This window comes from Sedimentitalea sp. XS_ASV28 (assembly GCF_041224545.1).
Lineage (GTDB): Bacteria > Pseudomonadota > Alphaproteobacteria > Rhodobacterales > Rhodobacteraceae > Sedimentitalea.
Window position 1 is genome coordinate 73507 of record NZ_JBGFGP010000143.1, and the last position, 14660, is coordinate 88166.

At 63.2% G+C, this 14660-nt stretch carries 16 protein-coding genes; 11 read left to right on the plus strand and 5 right to left on the minus strand.

What is annotated here, in order from left to right; translation table 11 throughout:
• The first annotated feature begins 10 nt into the window (after positions 1 to 10).
• The 7 genes from AB9K34_RS13615 to AB9K34_RS13645 all read left to right on the plus strand — a co-directional run bounded on the left by AB9K34_RS13615 (position 11) and on the right by AB9K34_RS13645 (position 6579).
• Entirely contained in the window at positions 11 to 1714 is a 1704-nt protein-coding gene (locus AB9K34_RS13615; RefSeq protein WP_369954969.1) for an acyl-CoA dehydrogenase, read from the plus strand.
• Between the two features lie 2 nt (positions 1715 to 1716).
• The gene (locus tag AB9K34_RS13620; RefSeq protein WP_369955048.1) at positions 1717 to 2775 is read left to right on the plus strand and encodes an MBL fold metallo-hydrolase; all 1059 of its coding nucleotides are present in this window, start codon (positions 1717 to 1719) and stop codon (positions 2773 to 2775) included.
• On the plus strand, positions 2768 to 3220 hold the full coding sequence (locus AB9K34_RS13625; RefSeq protein WP_369954970.1) for a DUF6173 family protein: 453 nt from the start codon (positions 2768 to 2770) through the stop codon (positions 3218 to 3220). Before AB9K34_RS13620 ends, AB9K34_RS13625 begins: the two co-directional genes overlap by 8 nt.
• Positions 3221 to 3310: 90 nt before the next feature.
• Positions 3311 to 5155, plus strand: a complete 1845-nt coding sequence (locus tag AB9K34_RS13630) for a glycerophosphodiester phosphodiesterase family protein (protein ID WP_369954971.1) — start codon at positions 3311 to 3313, stop codon at positions 5153 to 5155.
• Positions 5142 to 5726: a hypothetical protein gene (locus AB9K34_RS13635; RefSeq protein WP_369954972.1), complete on the plus strand. Its 585-nt coding sequence runs from the start codon at positions 5142 to 5144 to the stop codon at positions 5724 to 5726. The genes AB9K34_RS13630 and AB9K34_RS13635 overlap by 14 nt, the downstream gene beginning before the upstream one ends.
• A gap of 93 nt (positions 5727 to 5819) precedes the next feature.
• Complete coding sequence (locus AB9K34_RS13640) at positions 5820 to 5954, plus strand: aa3-type cytochrome c oxidase subunit IV (RefSeq protein WP_369954973.1); 135 nt, start codon at positions 5820 to 5822, stop codon at positions 5952 to 5954.
• 16 nt (positions 5955 to 5970) lie between these two features.
• Entirely contained in the window at positions 5971 to 6579 is a 609-nt protein-coding gene (locus tag AB9K34_RS13645; protein ID WP_369954974.1) for a hypothetical protein, read from the plus strand.
• Here AB9K34_RS13645 and AB9K34_RS13650 read toward each other — a convergent pair.
• Complete coding sequence (locus AB9K34_RS13650; RefSeq protein ID WP_369954975.1) at positions 6568 to 6897, minus strand: AzlD domain-containing protein; 330 nt, start codon at positions 6895 to 6897, stop codon at positions 6568 to 6570. The genes AB9K34_RS13645 and AB9K34_RS13650 overlap by 12 nt on opposite strands.
• On the minus strand, positions 6894 to 7610 hold the full coding sequence (locus AB9K34_RS13655; protein ID WP_369954976.1) for an AzlC family ABC transporter permease: 717 nt from the start codon (positions 7608 to 7610) through the stop codon (positions 6894 to 6896). The genes AB9K34_RS13650 and AB9K34_RS13655 overlap by 4 nt, the downstream gene beginning before the upstream one ends.
• Positions 7611 to 7626: 16 nt before the next feature.
• Between AB9K34_RS13655 and AB9K34_RS13660 the strand changes: the two genes are divergently transcribed.
• From AB9K34_RS13660 to glp, 4 genes are all read left to right on the plus strand, one after another.
• Positions 7627 to 8550 carry a formate dehydrogenase accessory sulfurtransferase FdhD gene (locus tag AB9K34_RS13660; RefSeq protein ID WP_369954977.1) on the plus strand — a complete coding sequence of 308 codons (924 nt, stop codon included), beginning with the start codon at positions 7627 to 7629 and terminating at the stop codon, positions 8548 to 8550.
• Positions 8547 to 9167 (plus strand): molybdenum cofactor guanylyltransferase MobA, encoded by a 621-nt coding sequence (mobA, locus tag AB9K34_RS13665; RefSeq protein WP_369954978.1) that lies wholly within the window; start codon positions 8547 to 8549, stop codon positions 9165 to 9167. The genes AB9K34_RS13660 and mobA overlap by 4 nt, the downstream gene beginning before the upstream one ends.
• Positions 9164 to 9655 (plus strand): molybdopterin-guanine dinucleotide biosynthesis protein B, encoded by a 492-nt coding sequence (gene mobB / locus AB9K34_RS13670; protein WP_369954979.1) that lies wholly within the window; start codon positions 9164 to 9166, stop codon positions 9653 to 9655. Before mobA ends, mobB begins: the two co-directional genes overlap by 4 nt.
• Positions 9656 to 9733: 78 nt before the next feature.
• Entirely contained in the window at positions 9734 to 11032 is a 1299-nt protein-coding gene (gene glp / locus AB9K34_RS13675) for a gephyrin-like molybdotransferase Glp (RefSeq protein WP_369954980.1), read from the plus strand.
• Positions 11033 to 11038: 6 nt separating this feature from the next.
• On the opposite strand, the gene AB9K34_RS13680 is transcribed toward glp, so the two are convergent.
• From AB9K34_RS13680 to AB9K34_RS13690, 3 genes are read right to left on the minus strand one after another with little or no spacing between them, the layout of a single operon-like run.
• Complete coding sequence (locus tag AB9K34_RS13680) at positions 11039 to 12001, minus strand: 2-hydroxyacid dehydrogenase (RefSeq protein ID WP_369954981.1); 963 nt, start codon at positions 11999 to 12001, stop codon at positions 11039 to 11041.
• 1 nt (position 12002) lies between these two features.
• Complete coding sequence (locus AB9K34_RS13685) at positions 12003 to 12851, minus strand: fumarylacetoacetate hydrolase family protein (protein WP_369954982.1); 849 nt, start codon at positions 12849 to 12851, stop codon at positions 12003 to 12005.
• Between the two features lie 14 nt (positions 12852 to 12865).
• Positions 12866 to 14653, minus strand: a complete 1788-nt coding sequence (locus tag AB9K34_RS13690) for an IlvD/Edd family dehydratase (protein WP_369954983.1) — start codon at positions 14651 to 14653, stop codon at positions 12866 to 12868.
• Positions 14654 to 14660: the final 7 nt, after the last annotated feature.

Consider the following 14660-nt stretch of genomic DNA (forward strand, 5'->3'; position numbering starts at 1 on the left):
GAGGTTCTTCATGCCGTACCGAGCGCCTGTCCAAGACTACGAATTCCTGTTTCGCCATGTTGTCGGCTTTGACCGGGTCGCCGGAACCGGGCGCTTTGAAGAAGCCTCGCCCGATCTTGTCAGCGCGATCCTCACCGAGGCCGGCAAGATGTGCGAAGAGGTCATGGCGCCGCTGCAACGCAACGGCGACCTGCACCCGGCGCATCTCGAAAACGGGGTGTTGCGCACGTCGCCGGGTTTTGCCGAGGGCTGGCGCGCAATCGCTGAAGGCGGCTGGATCGGGATGAGCGGCAATCCGGAGTATGGCGGCATGGGCCTGCCGATGACGCTGACCACCAGCGTCAATGAAATGATGAGCGCGGCCTGCCTGTCGCTGCAACTCGCGCCGCTGATGACACAGGGGCAGATCGAGGCGCTGGAACACCATGCGAGCGCCGCGCTGCGTGACCTGTACCTGCCGAAACTGATCAGTGGCGAGTGGGCCGGCACCATGAACCTGACCGAGCCGCAGGCCGGATCCGATGTGGGCGCGCTGTCCTCAAAGGCCGTGCCCAACGACGACGGCACATATGCCATCACCGGACAGAAGATCTATATCAGCTGGGGCGACAACGACTTTACCGGGAATGTCTGTCACCTCGTGCTGGCCCGTCTGCCCGACGGGGCACCGGGCACCAAGGGGATCAGCCTGTTCCTCGTGCCCAAATACCTGCCGGACGACGCCGGAAATGCCGGGGTTGCGAACAGTCTCAAGGTGGTGAGCCTTGAGCACAAGATGGGCCTGCACGGCAGCCCGACCTGCGTCATGCAATATGACGGGGCCACCGGATGGCTCGTAGGCAAGGAACATGGCGGCATGGCGGCGATGTTCACGATGATGAACAATGCGCGTCTTGGCGTCGGTGGACAGGGTGTCGGAGTGGCCGAGGGGGCCTATCAGCACGCGCTGGCCTATGCTCTTGAGCGCAAGCAGGGAAAAACCCCGAGCGGCACCATCATCGACCATGCCGATGTGCGCCGGATGCTGACCACGATGAAAGCCGACCTGTTCGCGTCACGCGCCATTCTGCTGGCCTGTGCGGTGGCGATCGACATGCAGACGGCCACGGGAGATGCGGACTGGGCGGCGCGGGCGGCCCTGCTGACCCCGATTGCCAAGACCTTCGGCACCGAAGTCGGGATCGAAACCGCCCAGACCGGCGTGCAGGTTCATGGTGGCATGGGGTTCATCGAGGAAACCGGCGCGGCGCAATTCTATCGCGATGTGCGGGTGACGGCGATTTACGAGGGCACCAATGGCATTCAGGCGATGGATCTCGTGGCGCGCAAGATGATGGATGGCGGCGAGGCGGCATCACGCTTGCTCGATGAAATCGAGGCACATGCCGAGGCGGCGCGGGCAACCTTCCCCGAGATGGCCGAGGCGGTGTGGCAGGCGACCGAATCCCTGCGCGAAACAACCGAATGGCTGGTGTCGCAGACCGACATGAACGAACGCTTCGCCGGGGCGGTGCCGTATCTGCGGGCCTTCGCGCGGGTTCTGGGCGGTCATTTTCACCTGGCGGCGGCCCTGGCCGACCGTGGCGGCGCCCGCGAGAAACTGGCCCGGTTCTACATCACGCGGATGTTGCCGGAACATGTGGGTCTGTTGGAACACGCCCAGTCCGGCGCATCGGGTCTCTTTGCGCTGGATGCCGACGAGTTGAGTGCATGAGCATGGATGGCGCGTCCGCGCCCGTCATCCGCTATCCCTGGTCGACCCCGCCCGGACGCGGAGAGGCGATCGAGGTGGCGGATGGCGTGTTGTGGATGCGCCTGCCGTTGCCGATGAAACTTGACCACGTGAATGTCTATGCGCTGGACGACGGTGATGGCTGGACGATCATCGACACCGGGTTCGACTCCAGGCTGACGCGCTGCATATGGACGGAGCTGATGGCCGGGCCACTCGGCGGCAAGCCGGTACATCGCGTGGTTGTCACCCATCATCACCCGGATCACGTCGGGCTGGCAGGGTGGTTTCAGAGCGAATACCGGGCCGAACTGGTCTCGACGCGCACGTCATGGCTGTTTGCCCGGATGCTGCTGCTTGACGATCAGCAAAGGCCGCCGCCGGAGACGATCGAATTCTGGCGCAGTGCTGGGATGGACGCGGCGATCCTCGCCCAGAGAAGCGAGGAAAAACCCTTCAACTACGCGGATATCGTCGCCCCCATGCCCCTTGGATTCCGGCGGGTGAAACAGGATGACACGATCCGCATGGGCGGGCGCTGCTGGGACGTTCATATCGGCAACGGTCACGCGCCGGAACATGCCACATTCTGGAGCCGTGACGACAACCTGGTGATTTCGGGTGACCAGATCCTCTGTTCGATCAGCCCCAATATCGGTGTCTACGCAACCGAGCCCGAGGCCGATCCGCTCGAGGGCTGGCTCGAGGCCTGCGAACGCTTGTTGCTGCTGGCGCGCGAGGATCATCTGGTGCTTGGCGGACACAAGCTGCCGTTCACCGGTCTGCCGTTCCGGTTGCAGCAACTTATCGAGAATCACCACGGGGCGCTTCGCCGGTTGCAGGAGTTCCTGAGCACGCCGCAAACCGCCGCCGCCTGTTTTCCGACCCTCTTCAAGCGGCGCATCGGCGCTGGCGAATATGGTCTGGCGCTGGTTGAAGCCGTGGCGCATGTGAATCATCTTTTTCACGCGGGCCTTGTCAGTCGCAGCCGCAGCGACGATGGTGCATGGTTGTACCAGGCGCGAGGTGGTTCAGATGGATGACGATATCAAGACAACGGCCGAAGCCGTCGAGGGCGATGTCCTGCCCCGGATGCATGAGGTCCACGCCGACCCCGAGAATTGCAAGACAGCGGATTGTGTCCCCGAGCGCCTGAAGCAGCCGGTGGCGGGCAAGAGCGCCGCGCAATGGGCCTATGAGCGTCTGATCATGTACATCCGCAACTTCGAAGAACAGCTCGACAACGAGCATGAAGTGGCCATGGGCTTTGTCGGCGGCGGAGCCGGGGTGCTGAGGATCGAGGGGCTGGGCTTTTACGATCCTGATATCGTTACATTTTACGGTCGGGACGGCACCGGCGCCCGCACGCAGTTGATCCAGCATGTGAGCCAGCTCAGCGTCATGCTGCGCGCCCTGCCCAAACCGAGCGCGGACGTTCCGGCAAGCCGCATCGGGTTTCGGTTGGCGGCGGATCTGGAAAACGCCTGACACGCCCTTGCACCTTGGCGGGGGCCGGGATTCCATGGCGCAAGCCCCGCACATGACAGGAGCCCCGCACATTACAGGAGCATTGTGCACATGAGCGCATTGACCACGGTGATTTCCGCCTATCGGGCCGCGTGGTCGCGCGGGCTTGTCATTACCGGTCTTTACCTGGTCTTGCGGCTGGCCATCTATGCGCTGCTGGCGCCTCTGTTGGGGGTGCTTCTCAATCTTGGGGTGTCGTTGTCCGATCAATCGGCGTTGACCGATCAGGATATCGCCGCATTCTTCCTGACGCCGGTCGGGTTTGCCGCCGCAGTGGTGGTTTTGGCGCTGTTGCTGCTGGTCGAGGTTCTGGACTTTGCGCTGATGGCGGCGCTCTGGCGTGCCGACAGAGGGGATCGCCTTGCCAGGGTACGTGCGGCCCTGGTGGCCGTGGCGCGACGCATGCGGCCACTGATCGTCTTTGCGGTCCTGTTCGTGCTGCGCGTGTTGGCGATTGTCATGCCTTTCGTGCTGCTGGGGTTGGGCGTGGCGTGGCTGCTGCTGTCGGATTACGATATCAACTATTACCTGACCGAGATGCCGTCGGAGATCTGGATCGCCGGCGGACTGATTGGCGGCCTGGGCCTGATCGCCGCGATCATATTGCTGGTGAAATTCACCGGATGCGCGTTGTCCCTGCATCTCGTGCTGTTCGAGAATGCGCCCCCGCGTCGCGCCTTTTCCATGAGCGCGACGCGCATGGCGGGGCAACGGATGCGGTTGCAGCGCGACATCGTGATCTGGCTGGGCATTCGGGTGTCATGCATGGCGCTGGTCGGGGTCATCGCGACCGGTATTCTCAATCTGATGCCGCTGCCCGTGGATGGCGGGTTGCGATTGGTTCTGGTGCTGACTCTGGCGATGGCGAGCCTGTGGGGGTTCGTCAACATTGTGATAGCCGCCCTGTCGCTCGGGGCGCTGGCCCATGTGATCAACGGGTTCTTCACCTACGACGTCCATCTGCAACCTTTGGCCCGGAGCGAGACGGTCCGGTTAAGACATAGGTTGAAATGGATCGCCGCCGGTCTGCTGGTCTTCGTCCTGCTCGGGTTCTGGTCTGCCGCCGAACTGCTCGACGAGATCTCGGCGCAGAACGATGTCGAGATCATCGCGCATCGCGGTGCAGCGGGGAGCAGGCCGGAGAACACGCTGGCCTCGGTCGAAAAGGCGCTTGATGACGGGGCCGACTGGATCGAGATCGATGTTCAGGAAACTGCGGATGGTCAGGTCGTGGTGATCCATGACAGCGATTTCATGAAGCTGTCGAGTGTCGACCTCAAGATCTGGGACGCGACCGTGCAGCAGCTTGCCGATATCGACATCGGCGGATGGTTCGATCCTGCCTATACCGATCAGCGGACCCCCTTGCTGCGCGATGTGCTTGAATTGGCAAAGGGTCGCTCCAAGGTCTTGATCGAACTGAAATATTATGGCCACGACGAGGATCTTGAAAACCGCGTGATCGCGATCGTCAAGGAAACCGGGATGGTCGGCGATATCGCGACCATGTCGCTGAAATACCCGGCGGTTCAGAAGATGTTGAAACTCGAACCTGACTGGCCGGCGGGCGTGCTTGCGGCAACCGCCGTGGGGGACATGACACGGTTGCAAGGTGATTTTGTCGCGCTGAGCAAGGGGCGCGCCACCCCGTGGATGGCGAGCAGCATTCAGGAGGCCGGCAAGGATCTCTATGTGTGGACCGTCAATGATCCGTTGGAAATGTCCAAGATGATTTCGATGGGGGTGGACGGGCTGATCACTGACGAACCTGCCTTGGCGCGGCAGGTCGTCGAGTTGCGCGCCGAACTGAACACTGCGGAACGCCTTGTGCTCTGGATGTCCGAAGAGCTTGGCCTGTCGATCAATACCGGAGAGTATCGCGATGCCTCGCCTTGATGTCTGTGTCCTGGTCATGCTTCTGCCGGGCCAGGCCGCGCTTGGCCAGACCGCGCAGGATGCGAGCGGCGGGATCGGTCGGGCGCTCGAAATGCCGGCCCATCGCGCCCTGATCGACAGGATCGCCGGTGACGGGGCCGGATTGGCTCCGTTTGAGACCGATGGCTGCAGCGGGGGTCTGTCCGAGGTATGGCGGCTGGTGTCCGCACAACTGCCGGATTTTGCCGCCGCTCATGACGATGCTCCGCCGTGGGAAGCCTGCTGTGTCACCCATGACCGGGCCTATCACGGGATCGCGGGGGCGCAGGATGCCGCGACCAGCTTTGACGCCAGATTGCAGGCCGATGCGGACTTGCGCAGCTGCGTCGTGCAAACCGGAGAGAGCCGCAAGGCCCGGCTTGCGGCACATTACGACGTGGATGTCGCCACCGTCGAGCAAGCCTACGAGATCATCGCCGAGAGCATGTATCTGGCCGTGCGCTTCGGTGGTGGGCCGTGTTCCGGATTGCCCTGGCGATGGGGCTATGGCTGGCCTCACTGCTCGATCCTGCAACGAGGCGGGGCCGAATGACGCGTATTTGCGCAACCGTGTCTGGTTGACGCGGTGACAGGGATTTGCGAATGCAATAACAAGAGATAACGCAACGCGAACAGGATTTCTGAGATGGCGGAATACAAGCACGGAGAGATGGACATCGAAGTTCAGACCAGGACATTCGAAGGGTTCATCCGGTACACCACCTGGGCCGTTGTCGCTATTCTGGTGGTGTTGATACTCCTCGCGATCTTCGCGCGCTGACGCACCCGTATCCCAGATGAAAACCGTCTTTGTCTGCCTGGCCCTGGCCCTGATCCTGGCCGGTTGTAGCAAGCCGCGCGTCTATGCCCCGGATGACGTGGTTGCGCGCGCCTCCTATCGCCACCCCGGTCCGCCGTCACTGACGCTTTACACCATGGTCAACAACCGGACGGGCAGCGGCGCCCATAGCGGGTTGCTGATCAACGCGTCCGAACGGGTGATTTTCGATCCCGCCGGATCGTTCTATTCCGAAGCGACTCCCGAGCGCCATGACGTGTTGTTCGGCATCACGCCCGCCATGGAAAAGGGGTATCGCAGCGCCCACGCGCGCAGTACATACCATGTGGTGAGCCAGACCATCGACGTCACCGCCGAGCAGGCCCAGATCGCCTATCAACTGGCGTTGCAGGCCGGGCCGGTGATGGACGCGCTATGCACCTCGTCTTTGTCGGAACTGCTGTCGCAGGTGCCGGGTTTCGAGTCGATTCGGCGTGTGATGTACCCGAACAAGCTGATGGCACAGTTCGAACAGATTCCCGGCGTCACGACCACGCGCTATTACGAGGACGACGACCCGGACCTGCAAAAGGCGCTGGAAGAGGGCGTAACCCCGCTAGCCGAATAGGTATAACAACCCGTATAGCGTCGTAGCTCCCGCCGCGATGGCGGCAAGGACGTTCTTCGTCCACAGTCCGACTGCCAGTGTCGCCGCGCCCGCTGCCATGCGCGGCAGATCGGGCGTGCCACCGGTTGCCGCAGGCCAGATGACAAGCGGTGTGACCAGCGCGGGCAGGATCGCCACGGCGGTATAGCGCAAGTGGCGCAGAAGCCAGGGCGGCAGAGGACGGTCGCCAACCAGCCCGATGAACACGAATCGCAGGGCAAAGCTGCCGATGGCGAGCCCGATGATGACGGTCCAGAGTGTGACCGGATCAATGTTCATGTCCACGATCCCCGCCGCTGGAGCCAGAGTTCGGTACGCGCACCGGCCATCATGGCGATGATCCCCGCGACCAGCAGCCCGGAGTTGTAGGGCAGGCCGGCAGCGGCGATTGACACGACGATCGACACCAGCGCCGCAACGATATGCGCGGGGGTGCGCAACATCGGGCCGATCATCGCCAGAAAGGCAATCGGCAATGCAAAATCCAGCGCCCAGCTTTCGGGGATTCTCGCGCCCATGAGTGCGCCGAGCAGGGTCGCGGCATACCAGAACGGTGCGACCAACGCGCAGGTGCCGGCAAAATAGCGAAGCCGCTCGGACAGTGACATGTCATGGTGCGTTTCAAATTGAGAAACGGACAACGCATAGGATTGATCGACGGTGAAATAGGCCACCAGAACCCGCTGCCAGATCGGCGCTGCCCCCAGATACGGGGTGAGCGATGCGGAGTACATCGCAACCCGCAGATTCACCGCGAGCGCAGAGGCAAGAACGATCAGGGTCGGCGCGTTTTCCTGCATCAGTTGCAGCGCCGCGAACTGCGCGGCGCCGGCGAAAACCGTCATGGTAAAGATCATTGTCTCTGTGACGTTCAGCCCCGCTTCTGTCGCCAGCACGCCGAACAGGAGTCCGAAGGGTCCCGCGACGAAGACGAAGGGTGCGCTGTCTCTTACCCCTTTCCAGAAAAACGATTTCGCGGTGGTGGATGACATGCGTTGACCCTAGACTATGCCCGACTGGACTAGCGACGAACGCAGAGGTTTGCAATTGGCCAAAGAGCAGGACATCTCGGGCTACCTGATCGCCCCGGACCCGGCGGCGCCCCGCTTGACGCGGGCGGTCGAGGGTGTTGATCAGAATGGGGAAATCAGCCGCATCAACGTGGTCGAGGAACGCCCCCTGACGATTTTCCTGAATGCGCAGGAAATCGTGACGGCAATGACGATCGGCGATTACCCGGAATACCTTGCGCTGGGGTTTCTCAGGAATCAGGGGATGCTGTTGCCGGACGACCGGATCACCGGGGTCGATTACGACGATGATCTGGAAACCGTTGTCGTGCGTACCGAACGCCAGACCAGCTACGAGGAAAAGCTCCGGAAAAAGACCCGTACGTCGGGCTGTGCCGTCGGCACCGTGTTCGGCGACATGATGGAGGGGCTTGAGGATGTGAACCTGCCGCAGACGCCTGTGCGCAGCAGTTGGCTCTATGCCCTGGCGTCCAGCATAAACCGCACCCCGTCGCTGTATCTCGAGGCCGGGGCGATCCACGGTACGGTCTTGTGCAAGCAGGATCGGCCGCTGGTCTACATGGAAGATGTCGGCCGTCACAACGCGGTGGACAAGATTGCCGGCTGGATGTTGCAGAGCGGAACGGCGGCTGCCGACAAGATTCTTTATACCACGGGGCGGTTGACCTCGGAAATGGTGATCAAGACCGCGATGATGGGCATCCCGGTGCTGGCATCGCGCTCGGGATTCACCGCCTGGGGCGTGGAAATCGCCCGTCAGGTCGGTCTGACCCTGATCGGACGGATGCGGGGGCAACGATTCATCTGCCTTGCCGGAGAAGACCGCCTGTTACGCGATATCGACCCGGCTTCGATTCCGGCGGAAGAAGGCAAACACCGCAGAAAGAGTGCGCGCGCATGAGCGCCCCGCCCGGCGTCATATTGGCCGGTGGGCTGGCAACCCGTATGGGGGGCGGCGACAAGGGATTGCTGTCGCTCGGGGGGCAGACCCTGTTGTCGCGGGTGATCGATCGCCTGGCGCCGCAGGTGTCGGGCATTGCCCTCAATGCGAATGGCGATCCGGCACGGTTCGAGTCCTATGGCCTTCCGGTGCTGGCGGACAGTATCGACGGGTTTGCCGGGCCGTTGGCCGGGGTGCTGGCGGGGCTTGACTGGGCGGCGGAGCAGGGCGCGGATGCGATCGTGACGGCTGCGGCGGATACGCCGTTCTTTCCCGCGGATCTCGTGGACCGGTTGCAGCAGGCGGGGCAGGGCATGGCGGCACCATTGGTGCTGGCGGCGACACCGGATGCGCGGCGCGGGCAGGTGCGTCACCCGACCTTCGGCCTGTGGCCGGTGTCGCTGCGCGCGGATCTGCGACAGGCGCTCAATGACGGGCTGCGCAAGGTGGTACTCTGGACCGAGCGACATGGCGGTCGCGACGCGGTGTTCCCGGTCGGCGATACCGATCCGTTTTTCAACGTCAATACCCCTGATGACCTCGCCCGTGCCGGGCAGATGCACGAGGCGTTGCGATGAAGGTTTACGGTGTTGTTGGCTGGAAGAACACTGGCAAGACCGGTCTTGTCGAGCGTTTGGTGCACGAGATCACCGGGCGCGGGATGACGGTTTCAACGTTGAAACACGCCCATCACACGTTCGACGTCGATCAACCGGGGCGGGACAGCCACCGGCACCGGGTGGCCGGGGCGCAGGAGGTTCTATTGTCGTCCGGCAAACGCTGGGCCCTGATGCACGAATTGCGCGACGCGCCCGAGCCGGGGATGCAGGCGCTGCTGGCGCGTTTGTCACCGGTCGATCTGGTGCTGGTCGAGGGATACAAGCGCGAGGGTCACGCCAAGATCGAAACCCATCGCGCCGAGGTCGGGCAGGAGCTGATTGCGCGCGACGATCCAAGCGTCCGCGCGGTGGCAAGCGATACGGCGATCACGCTGGATCGACCGGTCTTTGATCTCGACGATACTGCGGGGATCGCGGATTTCATTCTGGCCGAGGTGGGGTTGTGAACCGGTTGATCCGGGTCGCTTTTGGGCTGGTGGGGTGACAAAATGCGGATGACGGACACGCCGCAGAAGGGACGGATCATGAGGGCGGGACACCAAGACAAACCGACCGGCAAGGCGGGCGCACCGCTTGCGCCGCCGCCCCTGCGCAATGATTGCTTTGCCCTGCCGGCCGGTGTCGCCTGGACCCCGGTTGACGAGGCGCTGGACATGTTGCGCACCCGGCTGAGCCCGGTGACGGGTCAGGAAACCGTGCCCTTGCAAGAGGCGTTTGGCCGCGTGCTGTCGCAAGACGTTGTGGCCATGCGGTCGAACCCGCCACAGCCGAATTCAGCGGTCGATGGCTATGGCTTTGCCGGGGCGGTCGCGGATGGCGCGCATGTGCTGCCGCTGATCGAGGGGCGCGCCGCCGCCGGTGTTCCGTTTGCCGGATCGGTGCCACCCGGTCATGCGATCCGCATCCTGACAGGGGCGGCGGTGCCGCAAGGCGTCGATACGGTGATTCTCGAAGAGGACGTGACCTGCGACGGCCACCAGATCGCCTTTCGCGGGCCGCTGAAACAGGGGGCAAACACGCGCAAGGCCGGTGAGGATGTTGTCGCGGGAGAACGCGCATTGTCGACGGGACGCATGGTCACATCGGCGGACATGGCGCTGATGTCGGCAGTCGGAATTGCCGGCGTGCCGGTGCGCAAGAGATTGCGGGTTGCGGTTCTGTCCACCGGTGATGAGCTTGTCGAACCGGGGGATACGGCGGCGCCGGGCCAGATATTCGACGCCAACCGGCCGATGTTGCTGTCGATGGCGCGGGCCTTCGGATTCGAAACGCTCGATTTCGGACGGGTTGCCGATGATCGTGCGGCTCTGCAGGTTCGGCTGGACGAGGCGGCGAAGGCCGTGGATGTCATCCTGACCAGCGGTGGCGCTTCGGCGGGGGACGAAGACCACGTGTCAGCACTCCTGCAAGAGGCGGGCGCGATGCAGGAATGGCGGATCGCGATCAAGCCGGGACGGCCGCTCGCATTGGGCCTGTGGCACGGGGTGCCGGTATTCGGCCTGCCGGGAAATCCGGTGGCGGCGATGGTTTGCACGCTGGTCTTTGCGCGCCCGGCCATGTGCCTTCTGGCCGGGGCCGAATGGCGCGAACCGCAAGGTTTTGACGTGCCTGCGGCGTTTTCAAAGCGCAAGAAACCGGGGCGTCGTGAATACCTGCGGGCGCGGATGCGCGATGGCCGGGCCGAAGTTTTCGCCTCGGAAGGATCGGGACGGATCAGCGGGCTGAGCTGGGCCGAGGGGCTGGTCGAACTTGGCGATGGTGAGCGGCATATCCGTCCCGGCGATCCGGTGCGGTTCATTCCCTATGGCAGTTTCGGGCTATAGCACCTGTTAGCCGATGTTCCGACATTCCGGCACCGGCGTGATGGTGGTGCCATCCCTGAACCACTGGCTGAGATTGTCGCAGGTCAGATCGCCCATCGCTTGCCGCGTCTCGTGGGTGGCGCTGCCCACGTGAGGTTGCAGAACCACGTTATCCATGCCGAAAAGTTCGGCAGGCACACGCGGTTCCTCTTCGAACACGTCGAGACCCGCCCCGCCCAGACGCCCGTCTTGCAGCGCCTGGACCAGGGCCGCTTCATCGACGACCGAGCCGCGTGACACGTTGACCAGAATACCCTCGGGACCAAGCGCGTCGATCACGTCCTTGTCGATCAGATGTTTCGTCCCGGCCCCGCCCGGCGTGATGCAGATCAGGACATCGCTGTCGGCGGCCATTTCGGACAGATCGGCGTAATAGCGATAGGGCACGTCCTTGGCGTTGCGCGAGTGATAGATCACCGTGCTGTCGAAAGCGGCAAGCCGATCGGCAATCGCCTGTCCGATACGGCCCAGCCCGACAATGCCGACTGTGCGCCCCTGAACCGAACGGGTCAACGGGGCGTTGCCTTCGGCTTGCCAGCGGCCTGCGCGGACATAGGCGTCATGCGGCACCAGCCGGCGGCTGACCGCGAACCAGAGCAGCAGCGCCGTATTGGCAACCTCGTCATTCAGCACGTTGGGCGTGTGGGTCACGACGATGCCACGGTCTGCGGCAGCGGTCGCGTCGATGGCGTCGTACCCGACGCCATAGCTGGACACGATCTTCAGGTTCGGCAGTGCCGCCATCAGACCAGGGCGCAGGCCGTCATGTCCATTGGTCAGGACCGCGGTGATCGCGGCGCCGTGCGCGGCCAGGAACGCCGCCTCATCCGGCTGGTCATAAAGCGCATGAATGGTGAATTCGGCGGTCAGCCGATCCATCATGCGCTCCGTGACGCCTCCGATCACCAGAAGATCGGGTTTTCCGGTCATCTCAGCGGTCCTCGGTCACGGTCTGGGTTTGTTGACCCAGTCCCTCGATCCACACATCCATCCGGTCCCCGGATTTCAGATAGACCGGCTCGGGCTTCATGCCCATTCCGACGCCCGGAGGCGTGCCGGTCGAGATCACGTCGCCCGGATGCAATGTCATCAGCCCCGAGAGATGTTCGATGATTTCGGCAACGGTAAAAATCATGGTGCTGGTATTGCCGGTCTGCATCCGCTTGCCGTTCACGTCGAGCCACATGTCGAGTTTCTGCGGATCCGGTATTTCGTCGCGGGTTACCAGCCACGGACCGGTCGGGCCGAAGGTGTCGCAGGATTTGCCCTTGGTCCACTGGCCGGACAATTGGGTCTGGAAGTGCCGTTCGGAGACATCGTTGATCACACAATAGCCCGCAACGTGGTCCAGCGCGTCGGCGGCGCTGACGTATTTCGCGGTTTTCCCGATCACCACGCCCAGTTCGACCTCCCAATCCGTATGGGTCGAGCCGCGCGGCATGCTGACGGTGTCGTGCGGGCCGACCACTGCCGAGTTGGCCTTGAAGAAGAGGATGGGATGCGCGGGAATATCGGCACCGGTTTCCTCGGCATGATCGGAATAATTCAGCCCGATACACAGGAATTTGCCGATATTGCCGACGCAGGGGCCAAGACGCGGATTGCCCTCGACCTCGGGCAGGTCTGCGGCATCGAGCGCGCGCAGCTTGCCGATCGTGTCATCGCCCAAATTCGCGCCGGAGATATCGGCAATCTTGCCGGACAGGTCGCGCAGTTTGCCCTCCGCATCGATCAGACCGGGTTTTTCCGCGCCCGGCGTGCCGTATCGTACCAGTTTCATGTCAAAGTCTCCTGTCAGTGATTGTCCCGCGGCAGCGACCTGCGCGCGATGTCTTTGAAATCGGTGGCCCCGTCCAGCACCATGCCTTCCGAAAAGGGACGGACCTTTTCGCGGAACAGGTCTTGCCAGGGGGACTGGCTGGGTGGGGCAAAGGGGTGTTCGGGCAGCGCGGCGCGGCGACGTTCGAGTTCGGCCTCATCCACCAGCATGTTGGCCGAGCAGGCCCGCAGGTCGATACGCACCCGGTCGCCGGTTGCCACCAATGCCAGCCCGCCGCCATCCGCCGCCTCGGGCGATGCGTTGAGAATCGACGGGCTGCCCGAGGTGCCGGACTGACGACCGTCGCCGACGCAGGGCAGGGCGTGAATGCCGCGCTTGAGCAGATAGGCCGGTGGGCGCATGTTCACCACCTCGGCCCCGCCGGGATAGCCGATCGGGCCGGCGCCGCGCATGATCAGGATACAATGTTCGTCGATGGCGAGGCTCTCGTCGTCGATCCGTTTGTGAAAATCCTCGGGTCCGTCGAACACCACGGCGCGGCCCTCGAATGCGTCCGGATCGTCGGGGTTCGACAGATACCTGTCGCGAAATTCCTGCGAGATCACGCTGGTCTTCATGATCGCACTGTCAAACAGGTTGCCCGACAGGTTGATGAACCCGGCCTCGCCGGTCATCGCATCGGCAACGGGCCTGATCACGTCCGGTGTCTCGCTGCGCTTGTCGCCGCAATTTTCGGCCATGGTCCTGCCATTTGCCGTGATCGCGTCGGGATGCGGCAGCAGCCCCGCGCCAAGCAGTTCGCCGATCACCGCCGGCACGCCACCGGCGTGAAAGTAATCTTCGCCCAGGTAGGCCCCCGCCGGTTGCAGGTTGACCAGCAACGGCACCTTGTGACCGAGCCTTTGCCAGTCGTCATTGACGAGTTCGACACCAAGGTGGCGGGCAATTGCATTCAGGTGAATCGGCGCGTTGGTCGAGCCGCCGATGGCCGAATTGACGACGATGGCGTTCTCGAATGCCTTGCGCGTCATGATGTCGGTCGGGCGCAGGTCGTCATGCACCATCTGCACGATCCGCTTGCCGGTTTCATAGCTGATCTGTCCGCGTTTGCGATAGGCGGCGGGGATGGCGGCGGAACCGGGCAATTGCATGCCAAGCGCCTCTGCCAGCGAATTCATCGTGCTCGCCGTGCCCATTGTGTTGCAATAGCCGACCGAGGTGGCCGAGGACGAGACCAGCTCCATGAAACCGTCGTCATCGATATCGCCGGCGGCCAGCAATTCGCGCGCCTTCCAGACGATGGTGCCGGATCCGGTGCGCTCGCCACGGAACCAACCGTTCAGCATCGGACCAACCGACAGCGCAATGGCCGGAATGTTCACCGTGGCCGCCGCCATCAGCAATGCCGGCGTGGTCTTGTCACAGCCGATGTTCAGCACCACGCCGTCGATGGGATAGCCGTGCAGCGTTTCGACCAGTGAAAGATAGGCAAGGTTTCGATCCAGCATCGCGGTCGGGCGTTTGCCTGTTTCCTGTATCGGATGCACGGGAATCTCGATCACGGTCCCGCCCGCGGCAATCACACCGTCGCGCACGCGTTTGGACAATTCGATGTGGTGGCGGTTGCAGGGGCTGAGATCGCTGCCGGTCTGGGCAATGCCGATGATCGGTTTGCCCGACTGCAATTCCTCGCGGGTCAGGCCGTAATTCAGGTAGCGCTCGAGATAGAGCGCGGTCATTTCCGGATCATCCGGATTGTTGAACCATTTTTGCGACCGGAGCAGAGGCTTCTTGTCAGACATGTGGCGC